Annotated in this window: 19 protein-coding genes; 14 read left to right on the forward strand and 5 right to left on the reverse strand. The window is 73.1% G+C overall.

The window, feature by feature from the left end:
• Positions 1-10 precede the first annotated feature (10 nt).
• From AB0J53_RS13230 to AB0J53_RS13260, 7 genes are all read left to right on the forward strand, one after another.
• Positions 11-691 (forward strand): hypothetical protein, encoded by a 681-nt coding sequence (locus AB0J53_RS13230; protein ID WP_364171682.1) that lies wholly within the window; start codon positions 11-13, stop codon positions 689-691.
• 230 nt (positions 692-921) lie between these two features.
• Complete coding sequence (locus tag AB0J53_RS13235) at positions 922-1,011, forward strand: K(+)-transporting ATPase subunit F (RefSeq protein ID WP_219517942.1); 90 nt, start codon at positions 922-924, stop codon at positions 1,009-1,011.
• Positions 1,011-2,672 carry a potassium-transporting ATPase subunit KdpA gene (gene kdpA, locus AB0J53_RS13240; RefSeq protein WP_364171684.1) on the forward strand — a complete coding sequence of 554 codons (1,662 nt, stop codon included), beginning with the start codon at positions 1,011-1,013 and terminating at the stop codon, positions 2,670-2,672. The genes AB0J53_RS13235 and kdpA overlap by 1 nt, the downstream gene beginning before the upstream one ends.
• A 1-nt stretch (position 2,673) precedes the next feature.
• Positions 2,674-4,704, forward strand: a complete 2,031-nt coding sequence (gene kdpB / locus AB0J53_RS13245) for a potassium-transporting ATPase subunit KdpB (RefSeq protein WP_364171686.1) — start codon at positions 2,674-2,676, stop codon at positions 4,702-4,704.
• The gene (locus tag AB0J53_RS13250) at positions 4,705-5,535 is read left to right on the forward strand and encodes a potassium-transporting ATPase subunit C (RefSeq protein WP_364171688.1); all 831 of its coding nucleotides are present in this window, start codon (positions 4,705-4,707) and stop codon (positions 5,533-5,535) included. It abuts the gene before it with no gap.
• Positions 5,532-8,063, forward strand: a complete 2,532-nt coding sequence (locus tag AB0J53_RS13255; RefSeq protein ID WP_364171690.1) for a sensor histidine kinase KdpD — start codon at positions 5,532-5,534, stop codon at positions 8,061-8,063. Before AB0J53_RS13250 ends, AB0J53_RS13255 begins: the two co-directional genes overlap by 4 nt.
• Positions 8,064-8,187: 124 nt before the next feature.
• Positions 8,188-9,597, forward strand: a complete 1,410-nt coding sequence (locus tag AB0J53_RS13260; RefSeq protein WP_364171692.1) for a DHA2 family efflux MFS transporter permease subunit — start codon at positions 8,188-8,190, stop codon at positions 9,595-9,597.
• A gap of 143 nt (positions 9,598-9,740) precedes the next feature.
• On the opposite strand, the gene AB0J53_RS13265 is transcribed toward AB0J53_RS13260, so the two are convergent.
• A complete protein-coding gene (locus AB0J53_RS13265) occupies positions 9,741-11,261 on the reverse strand; it encodes a serine/threonine-protein kinase (RefSeq protein ID WP_364171694.1) in 1,521 nt (506 codons plus the stop codon).
• A gap of 31 nt (positions 11,262-11,292) precedes the next feature.
• Positions 11,293-11,949 (reverse strand): TetR/AcrR family transcriptional regulator, encoded by a 657-nt coding sequence (locus AB0J53_RS13270; protein WP_364171696.1) that lies wholly within the window; start codon positions 11,947-11,949, stop codon positions 11,293-11,295.
• A 254-nt stretch (positions 11,950-12,203) separates the two neighbouring features.
• Between AB0J53_RS13270 and AB0J53_RS13275 the strand changes: the two genes are divergently transcribed.
• The 5 genes from AB0J53_RS13275 (at position 12,204) to AB0J53_RS13295 (ending at position 19,185) form a co-directional block, all read left to right on the forward strand.
• Positions 12,204-13,805 carry an ABC-F family ATP-binding cassette domain-containing protein gene (locus AB0J53_RS13275; protein ID WP_364171698.1) on the forward strand — a complete coding sequence of 534 codons (1,602 nt, stop codon included), beginning with the start codon at positions 12,204-12,206 and terminating at the stop codon, positions 13,803-13,805.
• A gap of 142 nt (positions 13,806-13,947) precedes the next feature.
• Positions 13,948-15,336, forward strand: a complete 1,389-nt coding sequence (locus AB0J53_RS13280) for an MFS transporter (RefSeq protein WP_219517930.1) — start codon at positions 13,948-13,950, stop codon at positions 15,334-15,336.
• A 91-nt stretch (positions 15,337-15,427) separates the two neighbouring features.
• Positions 15,428-16,381, forward strand: a complete 954-nt coding sequence (locus AB0J53_RS13285) for a hypothetical protein (RefSeq protein WP_364171700.1) — start codon at positions 15,428-15,430, stop codon at positions 16,379-16,381.
• 23 nt (positions 16,382-16,404) lie between these two features.
• Entirely contained in the window at positions 16,405-18,642 is a 2,238-nt protein-coding gene (locus AB0J53_RS13290) for a heavy metal translocating P-type ATPase (RefSeq protein ID WP_364171702.1), read from the forward strand.
• A gap of 72 nt (positions 18,643-18,714) precedes the next feature.
• A complete protein-coding gene (locus tag AB0J53_RS13295; protein ID WP_364171704.1) occupies positions 18,715-19,185 on the forward strand; it encodes a hypothetical protein in 471 nt (156 codons plus the stop codon).
• 5 nt (positions 19,186-19,190) lie between these two features.
• On the opposite strand, the gene AB0J53_RS13300 is transcribed toward AB0J53_RS13295, so the two are convergent.
• Positions 19,191-20,282, reverse strand: coding sequence for an FAD-dependent monooxygenase (locus AB0J53_RS13300; RefSeq protein WP_364171706.1), 1,092 nt, complete (start codon positions 20,280-20,282; stop codon positions 19,191-19,193).
• A 98-nt stretch (positions 20,283-20,380) separates the two neighbouring features.
• Between AB0J53_RS13300 and AB0J53_RS13305 the strand changes: the two genes are divergently transcribed.
• Positions 20,381-21,283: a GntR family transcriptional regulator gene (locus AB0J53_RS13305; protein ID WP_364171708.1), complete on the forward strand. Its 903-nt coding sequence runs from the start codon at positions 20,381-20,383 to the stop codon at positions 21,281-21,283.
• On the opposite strand, the gene AB0J53_RS13310 is transcribed toward AB0J53_RS13305, so the two are convergent.
• A complete protein-coding gene (locus AB0J53_RS13310) occupies positions 21,280-21,885 on the reverse strand; it encodes a response regulator transcription factor (RefSeq protein WP_364171710.1) in 606 nt (201 codons plus the stop codon). The two genes, AB0J53_RS13305 and AB0J53_RS13310, sit on opposite strands and share 4 nt — an antisense overlap.
• A 32-nt stretch (positions 21,886-21,917) precedes the next feature.
• Between AB0J53_RS13310 and AB0J53_RS13315 the strand changes: the two genes are divergently transcribed.
• Positions 21,918-23,765: a histidine kinase gene (locus AB0J53_RS13315; protein ID WP_364171712.1), complete on the forward strand. Its 1,848-nt coding sequence runs from the start codon at positions 21,918-21,920 to the stop codon at positions 23,763-23,765.
• On the opposite strand, the gene AB0J53_RS13320 is transcribed toward AB0J53_RS13315, so the two are convergent.
• Positions 23,762-24,847, reverse strand: a complete 1,086-nt coding sequence (locus AB0J53_RS13320) for an epoxide hydrolase family protein (protein ID WP_364171714.1) — start codon at positions 24,845-24,847, stop codon at positions 23,762-23,764. The genes AB0J53_RS13315 and AB0J53_RS13320 overlap by 4 nt on opposite strands.
• Positions 24,848-24,981: the final 134 nt, after the last annotated feature.

Raw genomic sequence — 24,981 nt, forward strand, 5'->3', positions numbered from 1 at the left:
ACAAGCATCCATGTTGTGGACGGGCATCTGGCTGATCGTCTGCGTGGCGGCCGGAGCGCTGATCCTCGCCATCCGCCGCGCGGTCAAGCGGCGCGCCGCCTCCGGCGGGGGCGGCGGCCAGGAGTCGCCGTTCTGGACCTGGACGGAGCGGTGCGGCTGGCTCGCCGGAATCGTGTCGATGTTCGCCGCGCTGTGGCCGCTGGTGGCCTCCGCCCTGGCCACCACGGCGTCCGGCACGCCCGCGCCGTCGGCGGCGGCCACGCAGCCGGCGGTGGTCGCGGCCAGCGACGGCTACGTGCTGCGGCCGTGCTCGTGGACGATGGTGTGCAACGACGGCGACAAGGTGGACCTCGACACGGGCAAGCCCGGCCACGGCGGCTCCGACATCCTGGTGGGTCCCGCCAGGGAGGGCGGCCCGGCCGAGGTCATCCTGGAGGACGACCACGTCCACGGCTCCGACTCGACGGCCCGCTACGTGATCGCCCCGGCGACCGCCGCCTCCGCCGCCGACTGCGCGAACCTGCTCGCGCACCAGAAGTACCGGCGGCCGGAGCTCGGCCTGGAGGATCTGGGGCAGGGCGCCAAGGTCTGCGCCGAGACGACGGAGAAGCACGTGGCGCTGGTGACCGTCATGCGGGTCTCGTACGAGCCGGTCGAGCTGGAGATCGCGTTCACCACGTGGAAGCCCTGACGCCGGGGGCGTACGGATCGCGTCAATAAACCCGCGCTGGGCGTACAGAAGTCGTCAAGATCGGCCGAATCGCTCTATTTCGGGATTTTGCTGGGTCGTGAACCGCTCTTCCCGAGCGGTTGACACAGCAACCGGAGTTGAGGAGCAGGGATGGCCGACGTCGTCTTCGTCGCCCTGACGATCGCGATCTTCGTGGTCTTCGGGCTTGTGGTGCGGGCGGTGGAGCGCCTGTGAGCGCGATCAACGCCATCGGTCTCGGGGTCGTCGTGGTCCTGGTCGCCTTCATGGTCATGGCCCTGCTGTTCCCGGAGCGGTTCTGATGAGCGCGACAGCCGCGGGGGCGCTCTTCGTCGTCTCCCTCGTCGTCGCGCTGGCCCTGGTGCACCGGCCGCTCGGCGACTACATGCACCGCGTCTACACCGGCGTCAGGCACAACGCCGCCGAGCGGGTCCTCTACCGGCTGCTCGGGGTGCGCGCCGACGCCGAGCAGGGCTGGGCGGTCTACGCGCGCAGCCTGCTCGCGTTCTCGCTGGTCTCCCTGCTCGTCGTGTACGGGTTGCAGCGCCTCCAGGACAGACTGCCGCTGAGCCTGGGCATGGAGCCCGTCACCGACCACATCGCCTGGAACACCGCGGTCAGCTTCGTCACGAACACGAACTGGCAGGCGTACTCGGGCGAGTCCACGATGGGCCACCTGGTCCAGATGGCGGCCCTGGCGGTGCAGAACTTCGTGTCGGCGTCCGTCGGCATGGCGGTGGCGGTCGCGCTGGTGCGCGGGTTCGCCCGCCGCAAGGCCGAGACAATCGGCAACTTCTGGGTCGACCTGGTGCGCGGCTGCGTGCGCATCCTGCTGCCGATCGCGTTCGCCGGCGCGCTGGTGCTGGTCGCGGGCGGCCTGGTGCAGAACTTCGCCGCCCCGCACGAGGTGACGACGCTGACCGGCGGCGTACAGCACATCACCGGCGGCCCGGTCGCCTCCCAGGAGGTCATCAAGGAGCTGGGCACGAACGGCGGCGGCTTCTACAACGCCAACTCCTCCCACCCGTTCGAGAACGCGACGAGCTGGACGAACTGGTTCGAGATCTTCCTGATCCTGCTCATCCCGTTCGCGCTGCCGCGCACGTTCGGCAGGATGGTGGGCCAGCTCCGGCAGGGCCGGGCGATCCTCGCGGTGATGGGCGTGCTCGCGCTGGCCGGCGTCGTGCTCACCAACGTGTTCGAGCTGAGCGGCGACGCGACGGTCCCGCAGGCGGCCGGGGCGGCGCTGGAGGGCAAGGAGCTGCGCTTCGGCGTCTCCGGCTCGGCGACCTTCGCCGCGGCGACGACCCTCACGAGCACCGGCGCGGTCAACTCCTTCCACGACTCCTACACGCCGCTGGGCGGGATGATGCCGCTGGTCAACATGATGCTCGGCGAGGTCGCCCCGGGCGGCGTCGGCGCGGGCCTGTACGGGATGCTCGTGCTGGCGGTGATCACCGTGTTCGTGGCCGGGCTGATGGTCGGCCGCACGCCCGAGTATCTCGGCAAGAAGATCGGCGCCCGTGAGATCAAGCTCGCCTCGCTGTACTTCCTGGTCACCCCGATGCTGGTGCTGACCGGCACCGCGCTGGCGATGGGCTCGGCCGAACAGCGCGCGGGCATGCTCAACAGCGGCCCGCACGGCCTCACCGAGGTCCTGTACGCCTTCACCAGCGCCTCCAACAACAACGGCTCGGCCTTCGCCGGCCTCACGGTCAGCACGCCCTGGTACGACGTGGCGCTCGGCCTGTGCATGATCCTCGGCCGGTTCCTGCCGATCATCCTGGTGCTGGCGCTGGCCGGCTCGCTGGCCCGGCAGTCGTCCGTCCCCGAGGGCGCGGGCACGCTGCCGACGCACCGGCCGCAGTTCGTCGGCCTGGTCGTCGGCGTGACCGTCGTCCTGGTCGCCCTCACCTTCCTCCCGGCGCTCGCGCTCGGCCCGCTCGCAGAAGGACTGTCCTGACATGTCACCACTCGCGTCATTGCCTGACGCGCTGAAGAAACTCAACCCCGCCACGCTGTGGCGCAACCCGGTGATGCTCATCGTGGAGATCGGCGCGGCGTTCACCACCGTGCTGGCCGTGCTCGACCCGTCGGTGTTCGCCTGGGCGATCGTGGCGTGGCTGTGGCTGACCGTGATCTTCGCGAACCTGGCCGAGGCCGTCGCCGAGGGACGCGGCAAGGCCCAGGCCGCCACGCTGCGCAAAGCCAGGACCGACACCCGGGCGCGCCGCCTGACGAGCCGCGAGTCCGGCGAGTGGACCGAGGTCGGCGCCCCCGAGCTGCGCCAGGGCGACCTCGTCGTGGTCGAGGCCGGGGAGATCATCCCCGGTGACGGCGACGTGGTCGAGGGCGTCGCCTCGGTGGACGAGTCGGCCATCACCGGCGAGTCCGCGCCCGTCATCCGCGAGTCCGGCGGCGACCGGTCGGCGGTGACCGGCGGCACGAAGGTGCTGTCCGACCGGATCGTCGTCCGGATCACCCAGAAGCCCGGCGAGAGCTTCATCGACCGGATGATCGGCCTGGTCGAGGGCGCGAACCGGCAGAAGACCCCCAACGAGATCGCGCTCAACATCCTGCTCGCCGCGCTGACGATCATCTTCCTGGTCGCCACCGTGACCATGCAGCCGCTCGCCGTGTACGCCAAGCTCGTCAACCCGGGCGTGCCCGACTCGCTCGCGCTGGACGCCGACGGCGTCACCGGGATCGTGCTGGTCTCGCTGCTCGTCTGCCTGATCCCGACCACGATCGGCGCGCTGCTGTCGGCCATCGGCATCGCCGGGATGGACCGCCTGGTGCAGCGCAACGTGCTGGCCATGTCCGGCCGGGCGGTCGAGGCGGCGGGCGACGTGTCCACGCTGCTGCTGGACAAGACCGGCACGATCACGCTGGGCAACCGGCAGGCCGGCGAGTTCGTCCCCGTCTCCGGGGTCACCGAGCAGCAGCTCGCGGAGGCGGCCCAGCTCTCCAGCCTGGCCGACGAGACCCCCGAGGGCCGTTCCGTCGTGGTGCACGCCAAGGAGGTGTACGGGCTGCGCGAACGCGAGGTGGCCGACGCCGCATGGGTGCGGTTCACCGCGCAGACCCGGATGTCCGGTGTCGACGTGGGCGGGCGCGAGATCCGCAAGGGCGCCGCCACGGCGGTGATGAAGTGGGTGCGCGACGCCGGCGGCCACCCCACGGAGGAGGTCGGCCACCTGGTGGACGGCATCTCCGCCTCCGGCGGCACCCCGCTCGTCGTGGCCGAGAAGGGCCGGGTGCTCGGCGTCATCCACCTCAAGGACGTGGTCAAGCCGGGCATGCGCGAGCGGTTCGACGAGATGCGCCGGATGGGCATCCGCACCGTCATGATCACCGGCGACAACCCGCTGACGGCCAGGGCCATCGCCGACGAGGCCGGGGTGGACGACTTCCTGGCCGAGGCCACCCCCGAGGACAAGCTGGCGCTGATCAAACGGGAGCAGGAGGGCGGCCGGCTCGTCGCGATGACCGGCGACGGCACCAACGACGCCCCCGCCCTGGCCCAGGCGGACGTCGGCGTCGCCATGAACACCGGCACCAGCGCGGCCAAAGAGGCCGGCAACATGGTCGACCTGGACTCCGACCCGACCAAGCTCATCGAGATCGTGGAGATCGGCAAGCAACTGCTCATCACGCGCGGCGCGCTGACCACGTTCTCGATCGCCAACGACCTGGCGAAGTACTTCGCGATCATCCCGGCGATGTTCGCGGCCGTCTACCCGGGCCTCGACACGCTCAACATCATGCGCCTGGCCAGCCCCCAGTCGGCGATCCTGTCAGCGGTGGTGTTCAACGCGCTCGTCATCGTCGCGCTGATCCCGCTGGCTCTCAGGGGCGTCCGATACCGTCCGTCCAGCGCGTCCAAGCTGCTCAGCCGCAACCTGTACGTCTACGGCCTAGGTGGCGTCGTCGCGCCGTTCGCCGGCATCAAGCTCATCGACCTGCTCGTCCAGTTCCTTCCGGGGATGTCGTAAATGGAACGTCTGCCCAGCCGGCTCCGCCGGTATGTCGCCGCGATCCGGGCGGTCGCCGTCCTGACCGTGCTGCTCGGCCTGGTCTACCCGCTGGTCACCACCGGCGTCGCCCAGGCGCTGTTCGACGACCACGCCGACGGCTCGATCGTGCGGGCCGGGGGCAGGGAGGTGGGCAGCGCGCTCATCGGCCAGTCCTTCACCGGTCCGGACGGCGAGCCCGTCAGGAAGTACTTCCAGTCCAGGCCGTCGGCCGCCGGCTACGACCCGACCGCGACCGGCGCGAGCAACCTCGGCCCCGAGGACGTCGTCGACACGCTGCCCACGCCCGGCGAGGAGGGCCGCCAGTCGCTGCTCACCCAGGTCTGCGCCCGCTCCAAGGCCGTCGGCGAGCTCGAAGGCGTCAGCGGCGCCCGCCCGTACTGCACGCCGGACGGGGTCGGCGCGGTGCTGAAGGTCTTCCCCGGCCGCGCCGTCAGCGTCAACCAGCCCTGCCCGGCCACCCCGTTCACCGCCTCCTACCGGGGGCTGAAGGTCGAGTGCGCCACGCCCGGCGAGGACTACGCGGCAGGCCGTACCGTGCCCGTCAGGGGAGCGGCGGGCCCGCCCGCCGTGCCCGCCGACGCGGTCACCGCCAGTGGCTCCGGCCTCGACCCGCACATCTCCGTCGCCTACGCCCGCCTCCAGGCGGCGCGCGTGGCCGGGGAGCGCGGCCTCGACCGGGCCGCCGTCGAACGGCTCATCGACCGGCACACCACCGGCCGGGCGCTCGGCTTCATGGGCGAGCCGGCGGTGAACGTGCTCGAACTGAACCTGGCCCTCGACCGGTCATGAGCAGCCGAGGCCGCCTGCGCGTCTACCTCGGGGCGGCGCCCGGGGTGGGCAAGACGTACGCGATGCTCGGCGAGGGCCGCCGCGCCCTGCAGCGCGGCCGGGACGTGGTCGTGGGGCTCGTCGAGACCCACGGCCGCCCCCGCACCGCCGCCCTCCTGGAGGGCATGGAGGTGATCCCGCGCCGGACGCTGACGCACCGGGGCGCCACCTTCACCGAGCTGGACACCGAGGCCGTGATCGCCCGCGCGCCCAAGGTGGCGCTGATCGACGAGCTGGCCCACACCAACGTGCCCGGCTCCCGGAACGTCAAGCGCTGGCAGGACATCGACGAGATCCTCGACGCGGGCATCGACGTGGTCTCCACGGTGAACGTCCAGCACCTGGAGTCGGTCAACGACGTGGTGCGGGAGATCACCGGCGTGCCGCAGCGCGAGACCGTCCCCGACGAGGTGGTGCGCCGCGCCGACCAGGTCGAGCTGGTCGACATGTCGCCCGAGGCGCTGCGCCGCCGCATGGCCCACGGCAACGTGTACGCGCCCGAGAAGGTCGACGCGGCGATGGCGAACTACTTCCGCGTCGGCAACCTGACCGCGCTGCGCGAGCTGGCCCTGCTGTGGGTGGCCGGGAAGGTCGACGACCAGCTCGACCGCTACCGCGCCGACCACGGCATCGCCGGCACGTGGGAGACCCGCGAACGCGTGGTCGTCGCGCTGACCGGCGGCCCCGAGGGCGACACGCTGGTGCGCCGGGCGGCCCGCATCGCCGCCCGCAGCAAGGGCGCCGACCTGCTGGCCGTGCACGTCACCAGCGCCGACGGCCTGGCCGGGGCCGACCCCGCCAGCCTGGCGCGGCAGCGCACGCTGGTCGAGAGCCTGGGCGGCACCTACCACCAGGTGGTCGGCGACGACGTGCCGCGCGCGCTGCTCGACTTCGCCCGCGGCGTCAACGCCACGCAGCTCGTCCTCGGCGCCTCCCGGCGGGGCCGGTTCGCGCAGGTGCTCTCGCGCGGCGTGGGCGTCGAGACCACCGCCCGCTCCGGCTCCATCGACGTCCACATGATCACGCACGAGGAGGCCAAGAAGGGACGCCGCAGGCCGGTCCGCTTGCGGACCGCGCTCACCCGCGCGCGGCAGCTGACCGGCTGGGCGCTGGCCGTGGCCGGGATGCCGCTGCTGACGTTCACGCTGTCGGCCTTCCGCGACGTGCTGTCGCTGACCAGCGAGATCCTGTTCTTCCTCTGCCTGACCGTCGGCGTCGCGCTGGCCGGCGGCACGTGGCCGGCGATCACCGCGGCGGTGGGCGGATCGCTGCTGCTCAACTGGTTCTTCACCCCGCCCACCGGCGAGTTCACCATCCACGACCCGGAGAACCTGTTCGCGCTGGCCGTGTTCGTGCTGGTGGCCGTCGCGGTGAGCACGATCGTGGACATCGCGGCCCGGCGCACCCGCCAGGCCGCCCGCGCCAGCGCCGACGCCGAGCTGCTGTCCACGCTGGCCGGGCACGTGCTGCGCGGCGAGGCGGCCGTGCCGTCGCTGCTGGAACGGATGCGCGAGGCGTTCGGCCTCACCACGGTCACCCTGCTCGAACGGCAGCCCGGCGCCGCCCGCGCGCCCGACCACCAGGACGACCCGGACGCCTGGCGCATCGTCGCCTCCACCGGCGGCGCCCCCGCCACCTGCCCCGGCCGGGCCGACACCGACGTGGTCGTCGACGACGACCTGATCGTGGCCGCCCGGGGCGGCCCGCTGGAGGCCGCCGACCGCGCGGTCCTGGAGGCCTTCGCCGCCGAGACCGCCGTCGCGCTGCGCCAGCAACGCCTCCAGGAGGCCGCCGAACGGGCCCGCCCGCTCGCCGAGGCCGACAAGATGCGCACCGCGCTGCTCGCCGCCGTCAGCCACGACCTGCGCACGCCGCTCGCCTCCGCCAAGGCCGCCGTCGAGAGCCTGGCCAACACCGAGATCGCCTGGAGTGACGCCGACCGCGCCGAACTGCTCGCCACCGCCGGCGAGTCCCTCGACAGGCTCGCCCGCCTGGTGGACAACCTGCTCGACATGAGCCGCCTGCAAGCCGGCGTCCTCGGCGTGCACCAGCAGCCGACCGCCGTGCAGGAGATCCTCCCGCGAGCCGTCGACGACCTCGGCCCGCTGCGCGACCGCGTCGACGCCGACCTCCCGCCCGACCTGCCCGACATCCTCGCCGACCCGGCCCTGCTGGAGCGCGTCCTGGCCAACCTCATGGCCAACGCCGTACGCTTCAGCCCGCCGGGAGAGCGCGTCACCGTCTCCGCCAGCGGGCACGGCGACCGGGTCGAGATCCGCGTCGTCGACCGGGGCCCCGGCATCCCGCCGGAGGCGCACGACCGGGTCTTCCAGCCGTTCCAGCGGCTCGGCGACCGCGACAACCACTCCGGCGTCGGGCTCGGCCTGGCCCTCTCGCGCGGCCTCACCGAGGCGATGGGCGGCACCCTCGTACCGGAGGAGACGCCGGGAGGCGGCCTGACCATGACCGTCACCCTGTCCATCTGCTAGCCTCCCGCGCATGGCCTCGTTCACCAAGTAACTCCAGGCGCGCCCCACCGCGGCGCGACAGGTGCCCGTTCCTTCTTTTCGGCTCTCGTCCGTGACGAGCGCCTGGCCTGGAGTTCCCTTCGACATGGCTTTCGTTCAGGAGCCTGACCGCGCCCTCGGCCGGTCCTGGCTCGTCCTTTCCCTGCTCTCTCTCCTGCAGTTCCTCATCGCCGTCGACGTCACCGTGGTCAACGTGGCGCTGCCGTCCATCGGCGGGGAGTTCGGCGCCGACGCCGCTGCCCTCGCCTGGGTCGTCAACGGATACGCGCTGGTCGGCGGCGGGCTGCTGCTGTTCGGCGGGCGGATCGCCGACCTGCTCGGCCGCCGCCGGCTGTTCCTGGCCGGCGCCGCGGTCTTCGGGGTGGCGTCGCTGGCCGCCGGGCTCGCCCCCACCCTGGAGACGCTCGTCCTCGCCCGATTCGGGCAGGGCGTGGGCGAGGCGCTGGCCTCACCCGCCGCGATGTCACTGATCGCGCTGCTGTTCACCGAACCCGCCGAGCGCGCCAAGGCGCTCGGCGTGTGGGGCGCGATCTCCGGCAGCGGGCTCGCGGTCGGCGTCCTGCTCTCCGGGGTGCTCACCGAGCTGCTGCACTGGCGGTGGATCTTCTTCGTGAACGTGCCGCTCGCGCTCGTGGTGGTGCTGGTGACGCCGCTCCTGGTGCGCCGCGACGGCCCCCGCGCGGGCGGGCGGCTGGACCTGCCGGGGGCCGCGCTCCTCACGTTCGGTCCCGTCGCCCTGGTGTACGGCATCCTGCGGGCCGCCCATCACCCGTGGACCGACCCCGGGGTCCTGGTCCCGCTCGGCGCCGGGGCGCTCGCGCTGGGCCTGTTCGTCCTGGTGGAGGCCAGGACCCGGGAGCCGCTGGTGCCGCTCGGCTTCTTCACCGACCGCACCAGGGCCGTCGCGAACGCGGCGACCGTGCTGCTCAGCGCCGCGCTGTCGACCACGTTCTTCCTGGCCACCCTCTACCTGCAGAACGTGCTCGGGCTGAGCCCGCTGCAGTCCGGGCTGGCGTTCCTGCCGTTCTGCGCCGCGCTGCTGCTGGCCGTCACGCGGGTGGCCGGGCTCATCCGGGTGCTCGGCATGAAGCACACCGCGATCGCCGGGCTGCTGTGCACGGCGGCCGGGGTGGGCTGGCTGGCCCGGCTGCCGGTCGACGGCCGGCTGTGGATCGACGTGGTGCCCGGCATGGTCGCCGTCGCGGCCGGGATGGCGATCGGGCTGATCGCGCTGCAGAACGCCGCCCTGCACGGGGTCACCGAGGCGGACGCCGGGGTCGCCTCCGGTGTGCAGCGGTCGGTGGACCAGCTCGGCGGCGCGTTCGGCCTGGCCGTCCTGGTCGGCGCCGCCGCCTCCGTCACGGCGGACGCGCCGGGCGGCCCGGAGGCGCTGGTCGCCGGCTACCGGACCGCGTTCGGCTACGCCCTGATCGGCGTCCTCACCGCCGCCGCGGGCATGGCCCTGGCGGCCCGCAACGACCGCCGCCCGTCCTGACGCCCCCGCCCCCCTCGATGGCCTCGCCCTCCGTGGGGGCCCGCCCCCGGCGGGCTTCTGCCCCTGAGCGGGCTCTGCCCCCTCGGTGGCCCCGCCCCTGACGGGGTTTCGCCCCTGAGCGGGTCCCCCCGGTGGGGGCGGGGTCATGACAGGCGGCAGGTGGCCATCGGGGTGTACGGGTTGGACGGTTGCTCACCGACGGCGTTGGCGTAGGCGGGGTACTTCCACGCGCACAGCGTCGTCGGCGAGATCTCGTGGTCGCTGCCCTGGCACTTCATGCCCTGCCACCCGGCCATGTACGAGATCCCCTTGTAGCCCTGCTCCTTGCAGTAGGCCGTGGCGTCGTTCCAGCTGACCTGGCCGGTGGAGGGGGCGGGCGCCGGTGGGCGGGTGGTCTCCTGGTCCGCCGGGGTCTTGGGGGTCGTCGACTGGTGGGTGACCTTCGGGGTCGGCCTGGCCGTCTTCGGAGCGGTGGTGGGCTTGCGGCTGCTGGGCGGGTCAGGGTCGGGGTCCGCGGGCGGGGCCGTGGAGGCCCTGCGGGGCGCCTTGGTGGGGGTGGCCGCGGAGCTCTTGGCGAGGTCGGAGACGTCGCCCTGCATCGCGGTGATCGACGGCAGGTGCGTCGTGGGCGGCGTCGTGGGCGGCGGCGGGCTGCCGGTGGGGGTGCCGGTGACCGAGGCCGTCGGGGCCGCCGCCTGCTGCTGGGCGGTGGCGGGCGCCAGCGCGTAGAAGCCGACTCCGGCCGCCACGCCCAGCGCGCCCGCGACCGAGGCGGCGACGACCGCGCGCCGCCGCGCCGGCTTCCTGCCGTTCTTCGCCGAGGCCGGGGCCGGGGCGTGCTGCCAGGCGGGCGGGGGCAGCGCGCGGAGCCGTTCGACCACCTGGGCGGCGGTGGGCCGCTTGGCGGGGTCCTTGGACAGGCACTCGCGCAGCAGCCGGGCGAAGCGCACCTCCAGCCCGTCGAGGTCGGGCTCGGAGTTGAGGACCGCGTGCAGGGTGGCGGGGATGGTGTCGCCGCCGAACGCCCGGCTGCCCGTGGCCGCGTAGTGCATGGTCGCGGCCCAGGTGAACAGGTCGGCGGGCGGCCCCACCTCGCGGCCGGCGATCTGCTCGGGCGCCATGTAGGCGGGGCTGCCGATCGGCTGGCTGGTGACGACTGACTGGCTCAGGTCCAGCGCCTTGGCGATCCCGAAGTCGATCACCACGGGACCGTCGGGGCCGAGCAGCACGTTGCCCGGCTTGAAGTCGCGGTGCACGACCCCGGCCGCGTGGATGGCGGCCAGCGCGGTCGCCGTGTTGATCGCCAGCCGTTGCAGCGCCGCCGCGCCGCGCGGCCCGCTAGCCCGGACGGACTCCTGCAGCGACGGCCCGTCCACGAACTCGCTGACGATGTACGGCCTGCTCCCGGCGAACCCGGAGTCGAGCATCTGGGCGGTGCAGAACGGCGCGACCCGCTTGGCGGTCTCCACCTCGCGCAGGAAGCGCACGCGCGCCTCTTCGTCGGCGATCAGGTACGGGTGCAGCAGCTTGACGGCGACCCGTTCGCCCTCAGGACCGCGGGCCGCGTACACGGCGCCCTGGCCACCCGCCCCGAGCCGTCCTTCGAGCTGGTAGGGCCCGACCGCGCGCGGGTCGTCGGGGAGGAGGTTCAGCGGCTCGGGCACCGAGCCTCCTCGCAGCCGCGCCGACCGGCGCTCAGGGCGCGGTCCCCGGGACGGTGATCGGCCGGCCGGGCGGGAGCTGGGCGACCAGTCCCTCGGCGGTCGCGGTGATCATCAGCACGAAGTAGTCCTCCGGGGTGTGTGCGGGGATGCCTGCCGCGGCCTGCCGCAGCAGGTCGGACCCGGCGATCGCGGCCATCGCCTCGTCGGCGGCCGGGGATTCGAGAAGTGCCGCCCGCTCCTGCTCGCCCACGGTGACGCCGAGCGTGATGGTGGCGATCGCCGAGCTGAGCACGGTGGCGGCGGACGGGTCGTAGCCGCGCCTGCCCAGGGCGGCGATCTGGTGCTCCAGCAGCCGGACGCCGGAGGCGCCGCGCGGGAACAGCCGCTGGAAGTAGAGGGCGGTGCCCGGGTGTCCGAGCGTGAAGCGGCGCAGCTGTGAGGCGAAGCTGACCAGGTGGGCGGCGGCCGGCTCGGCGGGGTCGTCGACCAGCTCCAGCTTGGCCAGGATGGCCTCGCCGACCAGGCTCTCCAGGGCGGAACGGCTGGGCACGTGCCGGTAGACGGCCGCGGTCGTGACGCCGAGCGCGTCGGCGACCTTCTGCATGGTCAGCTCGACCAGGCCGATGCGCATGCCGGCTTCGACCACGTCGTCCAGCGTGAACATGGCCGTCCGCCCGCCGGTCCGCATCGCCGCCTTCCCCCCTGGTTACGGGGCCTAACTTAGAAGAACGATCACAGGGCCGCAAGCCCGGGAAATGCCTTTGCGAGGTCGCCGTCCCGGTTGTTACCTTGGAGACATGCAGTATCTGTACTTCCTCTGAGAGTGACGGCCTCAGCCCCCGCCGTGCGGGTGCGGCTGAGCCTTCCGCCGTCATCTCACCTTTTCCCGGATCGCCACCCGGCCTCTTCGGCGTGCCCGCGATCCGGTTCTCCGGAGGAAGTATGTCCACCGACACCACTGTGTCGTCCACCCGTGCGCGGGCCCACCTCAACGCCGTCGATCTGCATCTGGCCCGTGGCGGCCGTCCCGTACTCGCCGGGGTCGATCTGACCGTCTCCGCCGGAGACCGGCTGGGGGTGGTCGGCGAGAACGGGCGCGGGAAGACCACCCTGCTGCAGGTGCTCGCCGGGACCCTGGCGCCCGACAGCGGCACCGTGCACCGCGCCGGCACGATCGGCGTCGCCGACCAGGAGATGCCCGTCGACGGCGACCGCACCGTCGGCGACCTGATCGATCTGGAGCTGGCCCAGGTGCGGGCCGTGCTGCACGCGTTCGAGACGGCGACGGCGGCGCTCGCCGAGCAGCGCCCCGGCGCCGACGAGGAGTACGCGGCGGCGCTCGCCGCAGCCGAGTCCATCGACGCCTGGGACGCCGACCGCCGCGTCGACGTCTCGCTCGCCGCCCTGGACGCGGTCGCCGACCGCGACCGGCCGCTCGCCGGCCTGTCCGTGGGGCAGCGCTACCGGATCCGGCTGGCGTGCCTGCTCGGCTCCCGCTACGACCTGCTGCTGCTGGACGAGCCGACGAACCACCTCGACGCGGCGGGGCTGGAGCACCTGACGGCGCGGCTGCGCGAGCACCCGGGCGGCGTGGTGCTCGTCAGCCACGACCGGGCGCTGCTGGCCGACGTCGCCACGGCCGTGCTCGACCTCGACCCGACCCGCGACGGCCGCCCCCGCGTCTACGGCGGCGGCTACGCCGGCTACCGCGAGGGCAGCCGCGCCGAGCGGGAGCGCTGGGAGAGCGAGTACCGCGACCAGCAGGAGGAGCGCAGGAAGCTCGCCCAGGACCTGTCCGCGGCCCAGAACCGGCTGTCCACCGGGTGGCGCCCGGAGAAGGGCACGGGCAAGCACACCCGCGCCACCCGGGCGCCCGCCCTGGTGCGGGCCGTGCACCGGCGGCAGGAGGACCTGGAGGCGCACGTCCTGGACGTGCCGCAGCCGCCGCTGCGCTTCCATCCGCCGGTCCTCGGAGGCCCGGCGGGCGCGACGCTGCTGCGGGCCGACGACGTGACGGTGCCGGGCAGGCTCGACGAGCCGTGCTCGGTGCTGCTGCGCGCCGGTGACCGGCTGCTGGTCACCGGGCCCAACGGCTGCGGCAAGTCCACCCTGCTCGCCGTGCTCGCGGGCGCGCTCGGCCCGGCGACGGGCGGCGTGCAGCACAAGCGCGGCGTCCGGATCGGCATGCTCGCCCAGGAGCCGCCGCCGCCGTCCCGCCGCCGCGCCTTCGAGGTGTACGAGACGGCCGCCGCGGCGTCGGGGGAGCGGGTCGGGCTGTCGCAGCTCGGCCTGCTGCCGCCCGCCGCCACGCACCAGCCGGTGAGCGAGCTGTCTCTCGGCCAGCGGCGGCGGCTGGACCTGGCCGTGCTGCTGGCCGCCCGGCCGCACGTCCTGCTGCTGGACGAGCCGACCAACCACCTGTCGATGACGCTGGTGGAGGAGCTGACCGAGGCCCTGGCGGCCACGGGCGCGGCCGTGGTGATGGCCACGCACGACCGGCAGCTGCTCCGTGACACGGCGGGCTGGCCCAGGCTCCAGCTCTGACCGCACCGCCCGGAGGGGCGCTCGCCACGAGGCGGGCGCCCCTCCGGCGTTCCGCGGGCCACTTGGCAAACCCCTAGGGGGTATGTTACGTTCCCTCGCGCAGATACCCCACAGGGGTATCCAGAGTGTCAGGAGAGCGGTTATGAATGCCGTCAACCCGCGCAGGTGGTGGGCGCTCGTCGTGCTCGCCGCCGCGCAGTTCATGGTCATCATGGACACGTCGATCATCGGGGTCGCGCTGCCCGACATGCAGCGTGACCTCGGCTTCTCCCAGGGCGACCTGCAGTGGGTGTTCAACGCCTACGTGATCGCCTTCGGCGGCCTGCTGCTTCTCGGCGGCCGCCTGTCGGACCTGCTGGGCGCCCGCAAGGTGTTCGCCGCCGGATGGGTCGTGCTGACCGCCGGATCGGTGGTCGCCGCCTTCGCCGGCAGCGCGTGGGTGGAGATCCTCGGCCGCGCCGTCCAGGGCGTCGGCGGGGCGCTCATCGCGCCGGCCGCGATGACCCTGCTCATGATGCTGTTCGGGCACAACCCGCGCGAGCTGGGCAAGGCCATGGCGCTGTACGGCGCCGCCGCGCCGGCCGGCGGCACCGCCGGGGTGTTCCTCGGCGGCGTGATCACCGAATACCTGAGCTGGCCGTGGGTGTTCATCGTGTACATCCCGATCGGCCTGCTCACGCTGGCCGCCGTCCCCGGGCTGCTGCCGGCGACGCAGGGCAGGCGCGGATCGGTCGACGTGCTCGGCGCGGTCTCCGTCACGGGCGGCATCGCCCTGGCCGTCTACACGATCGTCCGGGCTCCGGAGCAGAGCCTGACCGCCACCCTGGTCCAGGGCGCGGGCGCGGCGGTGCTGCTCGGGCTGTTCCTGCTGGTGCAGCGCTCGGTGAGGCAGCCGCTCATGCCGCTGAGCGTGTGGAAGACGCCGGGCCTGGCCGCCTCGAACCTGGCGATGGCGCTGCTCGGCGCCGCCTGGATCCCGATGTGGTACTTCCTCAACCTCTACCTGCAGCAGGTTCTCGGCTACGGCGCGTTCGCCAGCGGCGCGGCGCTGCTGCCGATGACGGTCGCGGTCATGATCTTCATGATCGGCATCACCGCCCGGCTGCTCGGCCGCTACGGCGCCAAGCCGCTCATCGTGCTCGGCCTGGCCGTCCTCGGCGCCGGGGTGCTCGGGCTGAGCCTGGTCCGCGCGGACGGGGCCTTCGCCACCGACGTGCTGCCCGCCAGCCTGATCGCGGCCGTCGGCATGTCGCTGGCCTACATCCCGGCCATGATGTCCGCGATGTCGGGCGTGCGGCCGGAGGAGAGCGGGCTGGCCTCGGGCATCGTCAACACCACCTACAACGTCGGCTCCGCCGTCGGCCTGGCCGTCATGACGGCCATCGCGACCTCGCAGGGGAGCGCCGACCTGACGGGCGGCTTCCAGGCCGCGTTCATCGGCGCGGGCGTCGTCGCCCTCGCGGGCGCGGTGCTCACCGTGGTCTCGATGCGCCGCCCGGCCAGGCAGGAGGTTGCCTCGGAAATACCATAGGGGGGTATAGTGTTGAGAGGGAAGCGGACGTGGAACGGGCCGAAGAGGAGATCGAGATGAGCAGGACCGGGTGTGAGAGGGCGGGCCGCAAGTGAACGCGGCCACCAAGCTGGGCGCCTACGTCCTGGGGCTGGCCGTCGTGTTCGGCGGCGCCCTGGGCGTGGGCAACATGACGGGCCCGGTGGTCGGCGAGCCGCCCGCCGAGCACCACGCCGCCGCGACGAAGCCCACGGAAAGCCACGGCGGCGGCCACCAGGCCGAGCAGACGAAGAACGATACCCCCGGGGGGCTCCAAGTGTCCGAGAAGGGCTACACGCTCAATCCGCTGACCACGCTCAAGGCAGGCAAGAAGGCCGACTTCCGGTTCACCGTGACCGACGCGGGCGGCGAGCCGGTCACCGACTACCAGGTCCAGCACGACAAGAAGATGCACTTCATCGTCGTCTCCCGCGACCTCGACACCTTCCAGCACGTGCACCCGGAGATGGCCGCCGACGGAGTCTGGTCGGTGCCGCTCACCCTTGAGTCCGCCGGCGCCTACCGCGCGTTCGCCGACTTCGCCCCGACCGGCGGCGAGGCGCTCACCCTGGGCGCCGACCTGCTCGTCGCGGGCGACCACGAGCCCAAGGCGCTCCCCGAGGAGACGCGCACCTCGACCGTCGACGGCTACGAGGTCAAGCTCGACGGCGACCTGGCCCCCGGCAGCACCGGCAAGCTCACGCTGACCGTCAGCAAGGACGGCAAGCCCGTGACGGACCTGGAACCCTACCTGGGCGCATATGGTCATCTGGTGGCGCTGCGCGCAGGCGACCTGGCCTACCTGCACGTGCACCCCGACGGTGAGCCGGGCGACGGCAAGACCAAGCCCGGACCCGAGATCGTCTTCTACGCCGAGGCGCCCAGCGCCGGCGGCTACCGGCTCTTCCTCGACTTCCAGCACGAGGGCAAGGTCCGTACGGCCGACTTCACGCTGCGCACCGGCCCGGCGACGGGTGCTCCCACCCCCGACGTCGAGCCCACCGGGCACGGCGAGCACAGTCACTGAACGAGAGAACTGGAGGCAGGGCGATGACGTCTCGCACCGATGACCGGCAGAGCGCGGTCGAACTCTCGATCGGCGGCATGACGTGCGCGTCGTGCGCGAACCGGATCGAGCGCAAGCTCAACAAGCTCGACGGCGTGACCGCGACGGTCAACTACGCGACGGAGAAGGCGAAGGTCACCTTTCCCGAGGGCGTGGACACGCAGTTGCTGATCGCCGAGGTGGAGAAGGCCGGCTACTCGGCCGCGCTGCCCCCGTCCGAGCAGGACGAGGCTGCCGGCGAGGGCGCGGCCGAGCCGCGGGACGACGAGCTGCGCACGCTGCGGCAGCGGCTGATCACCTCCGTGGTGCTGTCGGTCCCGGTGATCGCGATGGCAATGGTGCCGGCGTTGCAGTTCACCTATTGGCAGTGGTTGTCGCTGGTGCTGGCCGCTCCTGTGGTGGTGTACGCGGGCTGGCCGTTCCACAAGGCGGCGTGGACCAACCTGAGGCACGGCGCCGCCACGATGGACACGCTGATCTCGATCGGCACCATCGCGGCGCTGGGCTGGTCGCTGTGGGCGCTGTTCTTCGGCACCGCGGGCGTGCCGGGCATGACGCACCCGTTCGAGTTCACCATCGCGCGCAGCGACGGCTCGGGCAACATCTATCTTGAGGCCGCCGCGGGCGTGACCGCGTTCATCCTGGCGGGCCGCTACTTCGAGTCGCGGTCCAAGCGGCGGGCCGGCGCGGCGCTGCGCGCGCTGCTGGAGCTGGGCGCCAAGGACGTGGAGCTGGCCGACGGCCGCCGCATCCCGACCGCGCAGCTCAAGGTCGGCGACCGGTTCGTGGTCAGGCCCGGCGAGAAGATCGCCACCGACGGCGTGATCGAGGACGGCAGCTCGGCGGTCGACGCCTCCATGCTGACCGGCGAGTCCGTGCCGGTCGAGGTGCGGCCGGGCGACCCGGTGACCGGGGCGACCGTCAACGCGGGCGGCCGGCTGATCGTCCGGGCCACCCGGGTCGGCGCCGACACCCAGCTCGCCCAGATGGCCAAGCTCGTCGAGGACGCGCAGACCGGCAAGGCGCAGGTGCAGCGGCTGGCCGACCGGATCTCCGGCGTGTTCGTGCCCATCGTGATCGCGCTGGCGGTCGGCACGCTGGGCTTCTGGCTCGGCACGGGAGACGGCGTCGGGGCGGCGTTCACCGCGGCGGTCGCGGTGCTGATCATCGCCTGCCCGTGCGCGCTCGGCCTGGCCACCCCCACCGCGCTGCTGGTCGGCACCGGCAGGGGCGCCCAGCTCGGCATCCTGATCAAGGGCCCGGAGGTGCTGGAGTCCACCCGGCGCATCGACACCGTGGTGCTGGACAAGACCGGCACCGTCACCGAGGGCCGGATGACCCTCACCGGCGTCCACGTGGCCGACGGCCAGGACGAGGACGAGGTGCTGCGGCTGGCCGGGGCGCTGGAGCACGCCTCCGAGCACCCGATCGCCCGCGCCATCGCCAACGCCGCCCAGGCCAAGGTGGGCGAGCTGCCCGAGGTCGACGGCTTCACCAACGTCGAAGGGCTCGGCGTCCAGGGCGTCGTCGACGGGCACGCGGTGCTCGTCGGCCGGCCGAGGCTGCTCCAGGAGTGGTCGCAGCACCTGACGCCCGCGCTGGAGCAGGCTCTGCGCGAGGCGCAGGAGGCCGGGCGCACGGCCGTCGCGGTCGGCTGGGACGGCGAGGCCCGCGCGGTCCTGGAGGTGGCCGACGTGGTCAAGCCGACCAGCAAGGAGGCCCTCGCCCAGCTGCGCGCGCTCGGGCTGACGCCGGTGCTGCTGACCGGCGACAACCAGGCGGTCGCCCGGACCGTCGCCGCCGAGGTGGGCATCGACGAGGTGATCGCCGAGGTGCTGCCCGCCGACAAGGTGGACGTGGTCAAGCGGCTCCAGGGCGAGGGCAAGGTCGTGGCGATGGTCGGCGACGGGGTCAACGACGCCGCCGCGCTGGCCCAGGCCGATCTCGGCCTGGCGATGGGCACCGGCACCGACGCCGCGATCGAGGCGTCCGACCTGACCCTGGTCCGCGGCGACCTGCGGGTGGCGGCCGACGCCATCCGGCTGTCGCGCCGGACGCTGTCCACGATCAAGGGCAACCTGTTCTGGGCCTTCGCCTACAACGTGGCCGCCCTGCCGCTGGCCGCGCTCGGCCTGCTCAACCCGATGATCGCCGGGGCCGCGATGGCGTTCTCCAGCGTCTTCGTGGTCAGCAACAGCCTGCGCCTGCGCAGCTTCAAGTGATCTCGGGGTGTGACGCGCCGCCGCCGGACGACCTCCGGCGGCGGCGCAACAGCCTGGGATCATGGGCGTGACATGGGGACCGCTCACCCCGCCCATCGCAGGCGCGGCCACGGCAGGCGGATCATCGACCGGGTGCTCGCCATCGCGCCGGAGCTGCACGCCCGCAAGCATCCCGGCAAGCCGCTCCACCTGCAGCTGCACGTCCCCGACGACAACGCCGCCTTCCGCGACCACTGGGGCTGCACGCCGCACACCGCCGAGAGCTGGAACCGCCTCATCACCGGCACCGGGGTCTTCCGTCCCGCAGGCTCGTTCCTGGCCGTGGCCGGCGGGCACGCCGTGGGCTGCCTGCTCACCCACCACCGGCGCGCGCCGACCGGCGCGCTCGTCTCCCACGCGCTCACCGCGTTCCGGGCCCAGGGCTACGCCACGGCCGGGCTCGGCGTCGACGCCGACAACGGCACCGGCGCGGTCTCCGTCTACGAGCGCGCCGGGTTCGCCACGTTCCGGACGAGGACCTCGTACGTGCACGTCAGGGAGTGATGGCGTCACAGGGTGATGGCGTTCTTGGCCCGGTCGACGGACTCCTCGGCGGCGGGGCCGCCCGGGTTCTCCAGCGCGAGGGCCTGGTTGACCTCGGCGAAGGGCCGCATGCGGGCCTCGTAGCGGGCGAACGCGGTCTCGTGACCGGCCCTGCCCAGCTCCTCGGCCAGCACGTACGCGCCCACCAGCGCCAGGCTGGTGCCCTGGCCGGACATCGGGGAGGGGCAGCAGGCGGCGTCGCCCAGCAGCGTCACCCGCCCGGCCGACCAGCGGTCCATGCGGACCTGGGCCATGGCGTCGAAGTAGAAGTCCGGGTCGGCCCACATGCCCTCCAGCAGCTTGGGCGTCTCCCAGCGCAGGCCGCCGCAGTGCTCGGCGGTGATGCGCTTGTGCTGCTCGACGTCGCGGTGGTCGTAGGCGATCGGCCCGGCGTTGAAGCCCAGGTAGACCTTGATGCGGCTGTTGTCGCGGGTGGTGAAGAGGCCGTAGCCGGCGTCGCCGTCCTTCAGCCAGGTCTGCCAGTCGCGCAGGCCGAGGAAGTTGTCCATCGTGCAGATGCCGACATATTGGCCGATGGGGTGGACGAAGCGCTCCTCGGGGCCGAAGGCCAGCCGGCGCACGGCCGAGTGCAGCCCGTCCGCGCCGATCACCACGTCGTAGTCGGCCGGCTCGGCGTGGGCGAACGTGACGCGCACGCCGTGCTCGTGCTCGCGCAGCGCGGTGATCGAGTCGCCGAACCGGTAGTCGGCCGGGGCGTGCTCGTGCAGGATGCCCGCCAGGTCGTCGCGGAACAGCTCCACGTCGTCGTTGTCGAGCCGGCCGCCGCTGTAGGTGGTCTCGGTGGTGCGGAAGACCTCGTTGCCGTCGCCGTCGAGCACGGACATGCCCCGGTAGGCGGTCCTGGCGTCCCGCACCCGCTCCAGCAGGCCCATCCGGTCGACGACCTCGAGCGCCGCGCCGCGTACGTCGACCGCGTGCCCGCCGGTGCGCAGGGCGGGTGACCGTTCGACGACGGTGACGGCGAAGCCCTGGCGGCCCAGCCAGTACGCCAGCGCGGATCCGGCGGTCCCCGCGCCGGAGATGAGTGCCTTCTTCATGGTGAACCCCTCTCGTGTACGACTGAACGTACAGCGTAAATACAGTGGTTGGAAAGGGGGATCTGGTAAGTTCTGTACTAGTACAGAAGGAGAGACGCATGCCCGCGCCGTACCAGCAGATCGTCGACGACCTCCGGCGGCGGATCGACGACGGCGAGCTCGCGCCCGGCGACCGGGTGCCGTCGACCAGGCAGATCGCCATGAAATGGGGCGTCGCCCTCGCCACGGCGGCCAAGGCGCTCGCCACGCTCGGCCACGAGGGCCTGGTCGAGGCCCGGCCGCGCTCCGGCACCGTCGTCGCCGACCGCGCGCAGCGGCGCCGCCCGCCGGGGGAGCAGGGCCTGACCCGCGAGCGTGTCGTCGCGGCGGCGATGGAGATCGCCGACGCCGAGGGGCTGGCCGTGCTGTCCATGCGCGGCGTCGCGGCCCGGCTCGGCGTCTCGGCCATGTCGCCCTACCGCTACGTGGGCGGCAAGGAGGAGCTGGTGACGCTCATGGCCGACGCGGCCTACGGCGACGCCGAGTGGCCGGAGACGCTGCCGGAGGGCCGCCGGGACCGGATCGAGCTGATCGCGCGGCTGCTGTGGCGGGTGCACCGGCGGCACCCGTGGCTGGCCCACGTCACCCCGCTCAACCGGCCGCTGCCCCTGCCCAACCTGATGGTCTACGCCGAGTCCCTGCTGGCCGCGCTCGACGGCCTCGGCCTCGGCTCGGTCACCATGCTCAACCTCCAGGTCCTGGTCTTCAGCCACGTCCAGGGCCTGGCGGCCAACCTGGAGCACGAGGCCCAGGTCCAGGCGGCGACCGGGGTGTCCGACCAGGAGTGGGTCGACGCCCGGATGAGCGCCCTCGACCTGCGCCGCATGCCCACGTTCGCCAAGGTGCTCGCCGGGCTGCCGAGCGAGGGCTACGACCTGGACCTGGACGCGTTCTTCGAGTTCGGCCTGCAGCCGCTGCTCGACGGCATCGACAGGCTGATCGAACGGTCGGCGACGAGCTAGAGCCAGCCCGCCTCGGTGGCGATGCGGATCGCGTCCTGCCGGGTGCGGGCGTTCAGCTTGGTGACGGCGGAGGCCAGGTAGTTGCGCACGGTGCCGTAGCTGAGGTGCAGGTCCCTGGCGATGTCGCGGGGCGCGGCCCCGGCGCCGGTCAGGCGCAGCACGTCAGCCTCGCGGTCGGTCAGCGGGCTGTCGGGCAGCCGCAGCGCCGCGTAGGCGAGCTGCTGGTCGACGATCCGGCGGCCGGCCGCGACGTCGCGGATCGCGGCCACCAGCTCCTGCGGCCGCGCGTCCTTGAGCATGAACCCCGACACGTGCGCCTCGACGCCACGCCGCAGGTTGCCGGGCCGGCCCAGCGCGGTGAGGATCAGCACCCGGCAGTCCGGCAGCCGGTCGTGCAGCTCGGCGGCGGCGGTCAGGCCGTCGAGCGCGGGCAGGTCGATGTCGAGGACGGCGACGTCCGGCCGGTGGGCCAGCGCGGCGGGCACGATCGCGTCGCCCGTCTCCAGCGCCGCCACGACCTCGAGGTCCTCCTCGTAGCCGAGCAAGGTGACCAGCGCCTCACGCAGTATCCGGACATCTTCCGCTATGAGGACACGAATCACAGTGGGCATCCTAAGCGTGGTAGACAACGCGGGTGACAGGCGCCGAGCACGACGGATGGCCGCAGCTCAGGCCGTGGGCCGGCTGGGCGCTGGTGCTCGGCTACGCCGCCCTCCTGATCCCGGCGCGGTTCGCGATCATCGTCACGATGGCCGGGGCGCTGGGCCGGTCCACGCCGCTCACGCTCGCCGTCTGCCTGGGCCTGATCCTGGCCGTCGTGGGTCTCTTCGCGCTGGTCGCCCGGGGTGTCCGCGCCGCCGTCCCGGTCCTCGCGGTCACGACCTTCGCCCCGTACGCGGGCTTGTCCGTGCTGTGGGGGCCGATCGCGGGGCCGCTGGCCGCCGCCATGCCGCTGAGCGTGGCGGGCCCGGCCGGGTGGCTGCTGGCGGGCGCGGTGGTGCTGGCCGACGCCTCCGTCGCGGTCGTCCTGCACGGCCCCGGCCTCGCCACCGTCCTCAGCTTCACGGTCATCGACGTGAACGTGGGGCTGACGCTGTTCGCCCTGGTACGGCTGGCCGTGCTGCTCAGCGAGACCCAGGCGGCCAACCGGCAGCTCGCCGCGCTCGAAGCCGCCGCCGAACGCCTGCGCGCGGCCGGTGACCTGCGCAGGGCCATCGGCGACCGGCTCGCCCACGTCCTGCGCGAGTCGCGCCGCACGCCGGTCACCCCCGATGCGCTCACCGGCATCGCGGAGACCGCCCGCGAGGCCGCCGCCGAGGCCAGGGCGGTCGCCGCCGCTCCCGGCGCGCCCTCGACGCCCGCCGCCCCCACCGGCCCGCCCGATGCGCCGTCGCGGCTCTCCTGGTGGGCGCTCACCGCGATGACCGTCAACGTGGCCGTCATCGCGCTCCACAACGTCGCCGACAGCGGGCCCGGCAGTGGCGCCGCCGATCCCGGTCGCTGGGCCGTCGCCGTCACGGCCGCGGTCCTGGCCGTCGCGTTCCAGCTCCACCACGGCGTGCCCCGCGCCCGGCCCGTCCGGCACTGGCGACGGACGCTCCCGGCGCACATCCTCGCGGTCACCGCCGCCGCACTGTACGTCGGCGAAGGCGCCCTGTCGCCGCTGGTCAGCCTGGCCGTGGCCAACACCCTGCTGTGGCTGCCCGCCCGCTGGTCCGTGCCCGCCGTCGCGCTCGGCGCCGTCGCCTCCGGGTACGCGCTGCCGCTCCATCCCGGCGCGGGCGGTTACGCGCTGTACCAGGCGACCTCGGTGGTCACGATCGCCATCGGCGTGTACGCGTTCAACCGGTTCCCCGAGGCCGCCGCGCGGCTGCACGGGCTGCGCGGGCAGATTGCCGCGAGCGCCGTCGTCACCGAACGGCTCCGGCTGGCCAGGGACGTGCACGACCTGCTCGGCATGACGCTGTCGGCGATCACGCTCAAGGCCGAGCTGGCCCTGCGCGTGCTCGGTGACGACCCTGGCAAGGCGGAGCTCCTGCTGGCGGAGGTGGGTCCGCTGGCCGAGCGCGGGCTGGCCGACGTCCGCTCGATCACCTCGGGCGGCGCCCGGCTGAGCCTGCGCGAGGAGATCGGCTCGGCCCGCTCGCTGCTCGCCTCAGCCGGCATCGAGACCCGCATCGAGATCGGGGTAGGGGTGGGGACCGGAGTCGTCGTGGAGTCCCCCGTGCTGGCCACCGTCCTGCGCGAGGCCGCCACGAACGTCGTCCGGCACGCCGCCGCCCGCCGCTGCACGATCACGGTGGAGGCGGACGAGCACACGGTACGGCTGCGCGTCTCCAACGACGGCGTCACCCCGGGCTCGCCCGGCACGGGCAGCGGGCTGGCGAGCCTGACGGCCAGGGTCGAGGCCGCCGGCGGCACGTTCATCGCCGCGGACCAGGGCGACGGCACGTTCACCCTGTCCGCCGCGGTGCCCCGCTAGCCCGCCAGCAGGCCGGTGAAGAAGGCGCGCACGTCGCCCGAGTAGACGTCCGGAGCCAGGTGGGCGGCGTAGTGCCCGCCGGTCTCGTACGTGTGCCACTGCACGATGTTCTTGTGGTCGCGCTCGGCGAAACGGCGGATGGACTGGAAGTCGCCCTTGGCCGACGCCAGCCCGATCGGCACCGTCGTCGGGCCGGCCGGCGGCTGCCCCGCCTTGGCGTTCTCGTAGTAGAAGCGGATCGCGGAGCCCGCCGTGCCGGTGAGCCAGTGGAACGCGACGTTCGTGATCACGAAGTCGTCGTCGAGCTCCAGGTCGAAAAGCTGCGCCAGCCAGCCGAGCAGCCCCACCGGCGAGTCGGCGAGCGCGTGCGCCAACGTCTGCGGCTGCTGCGAGTGCAGGGTGTTGAAGGCGCCCATCTCCTCCCAGAACCGCTGGAGCACCCCCATCGCGGCCTGCTCTTCCTCGGTCATGCCCACGAACTCCGCAGGGTCGCCGGAGGGGAAGGAGAAGATCTGCGTGACGTGCACGCCCACGACGTTCTCCGGCGCGAACCGGCCGATCTCCGGCGACACCATCGAGCCGCCGTCGTTGCCCACCGCGCCGTAGCGCTCGTACCCCAGACGGCTCATCAGCTCGGCCCAGGCGCGGGCGGTGCGCACGGTGCCCCAGCCGCTCTCCACGATCGGCGCCGAGAAGCCGAACCCCGGCAGCGACGGGATCACCAGGTGGAAGTCCCGCGAAAGCGGCTCGATGACGTCGAGGAACTCCACCAGCGAGCCGGGCCAGCCATGCGTGAGGATCAGCGGCAGCGCGTCCGGCTCGGCGGAACGCACGTGCAGGAAGTGGATCCGCTGCCCGTCGATCACGGTGGTGAACTGCGGGTGGGCGTTGATCCTGGCCTCCCAGGCGCGCCAGTCGTAGCCGTTGCGCCAGTGGTCGGCCAGCCGGCGGACCCGCTCGACGCTCACGCCGTACGCGTCGGGCGCGTCCTCGGCGTAGCGGGTCAGGTCGAGGCGCGTCTGGAGGTCGTCCAGCTCGGCCTGCGGAATCTCGATACGGAAGGGGACGATGTCGGAAGTCATGCCCTCAATCCTGGGCAAACGCCACCCCGGCCAGTAGTTCCGCGTGCACCGGTGCACCATGCACAATGCACGGCCCGCCCGTGAGCCCGCCGGGCCGGTTGCTGTATGAATGATCGCAGCATGGCCTGGTGAGC

The sequence above is a fragment of the Nonomuraea sp. NPDC049725 genome, assembly GCF_040674795.1.
Taxonomy (GTDB): domain Bacteria; phylum Actinomycetota; class Actinomycetes; order Streptosporangiales; family Streptosporangiaceae; genus Nonomuraea; species Nonomuraea ceibae.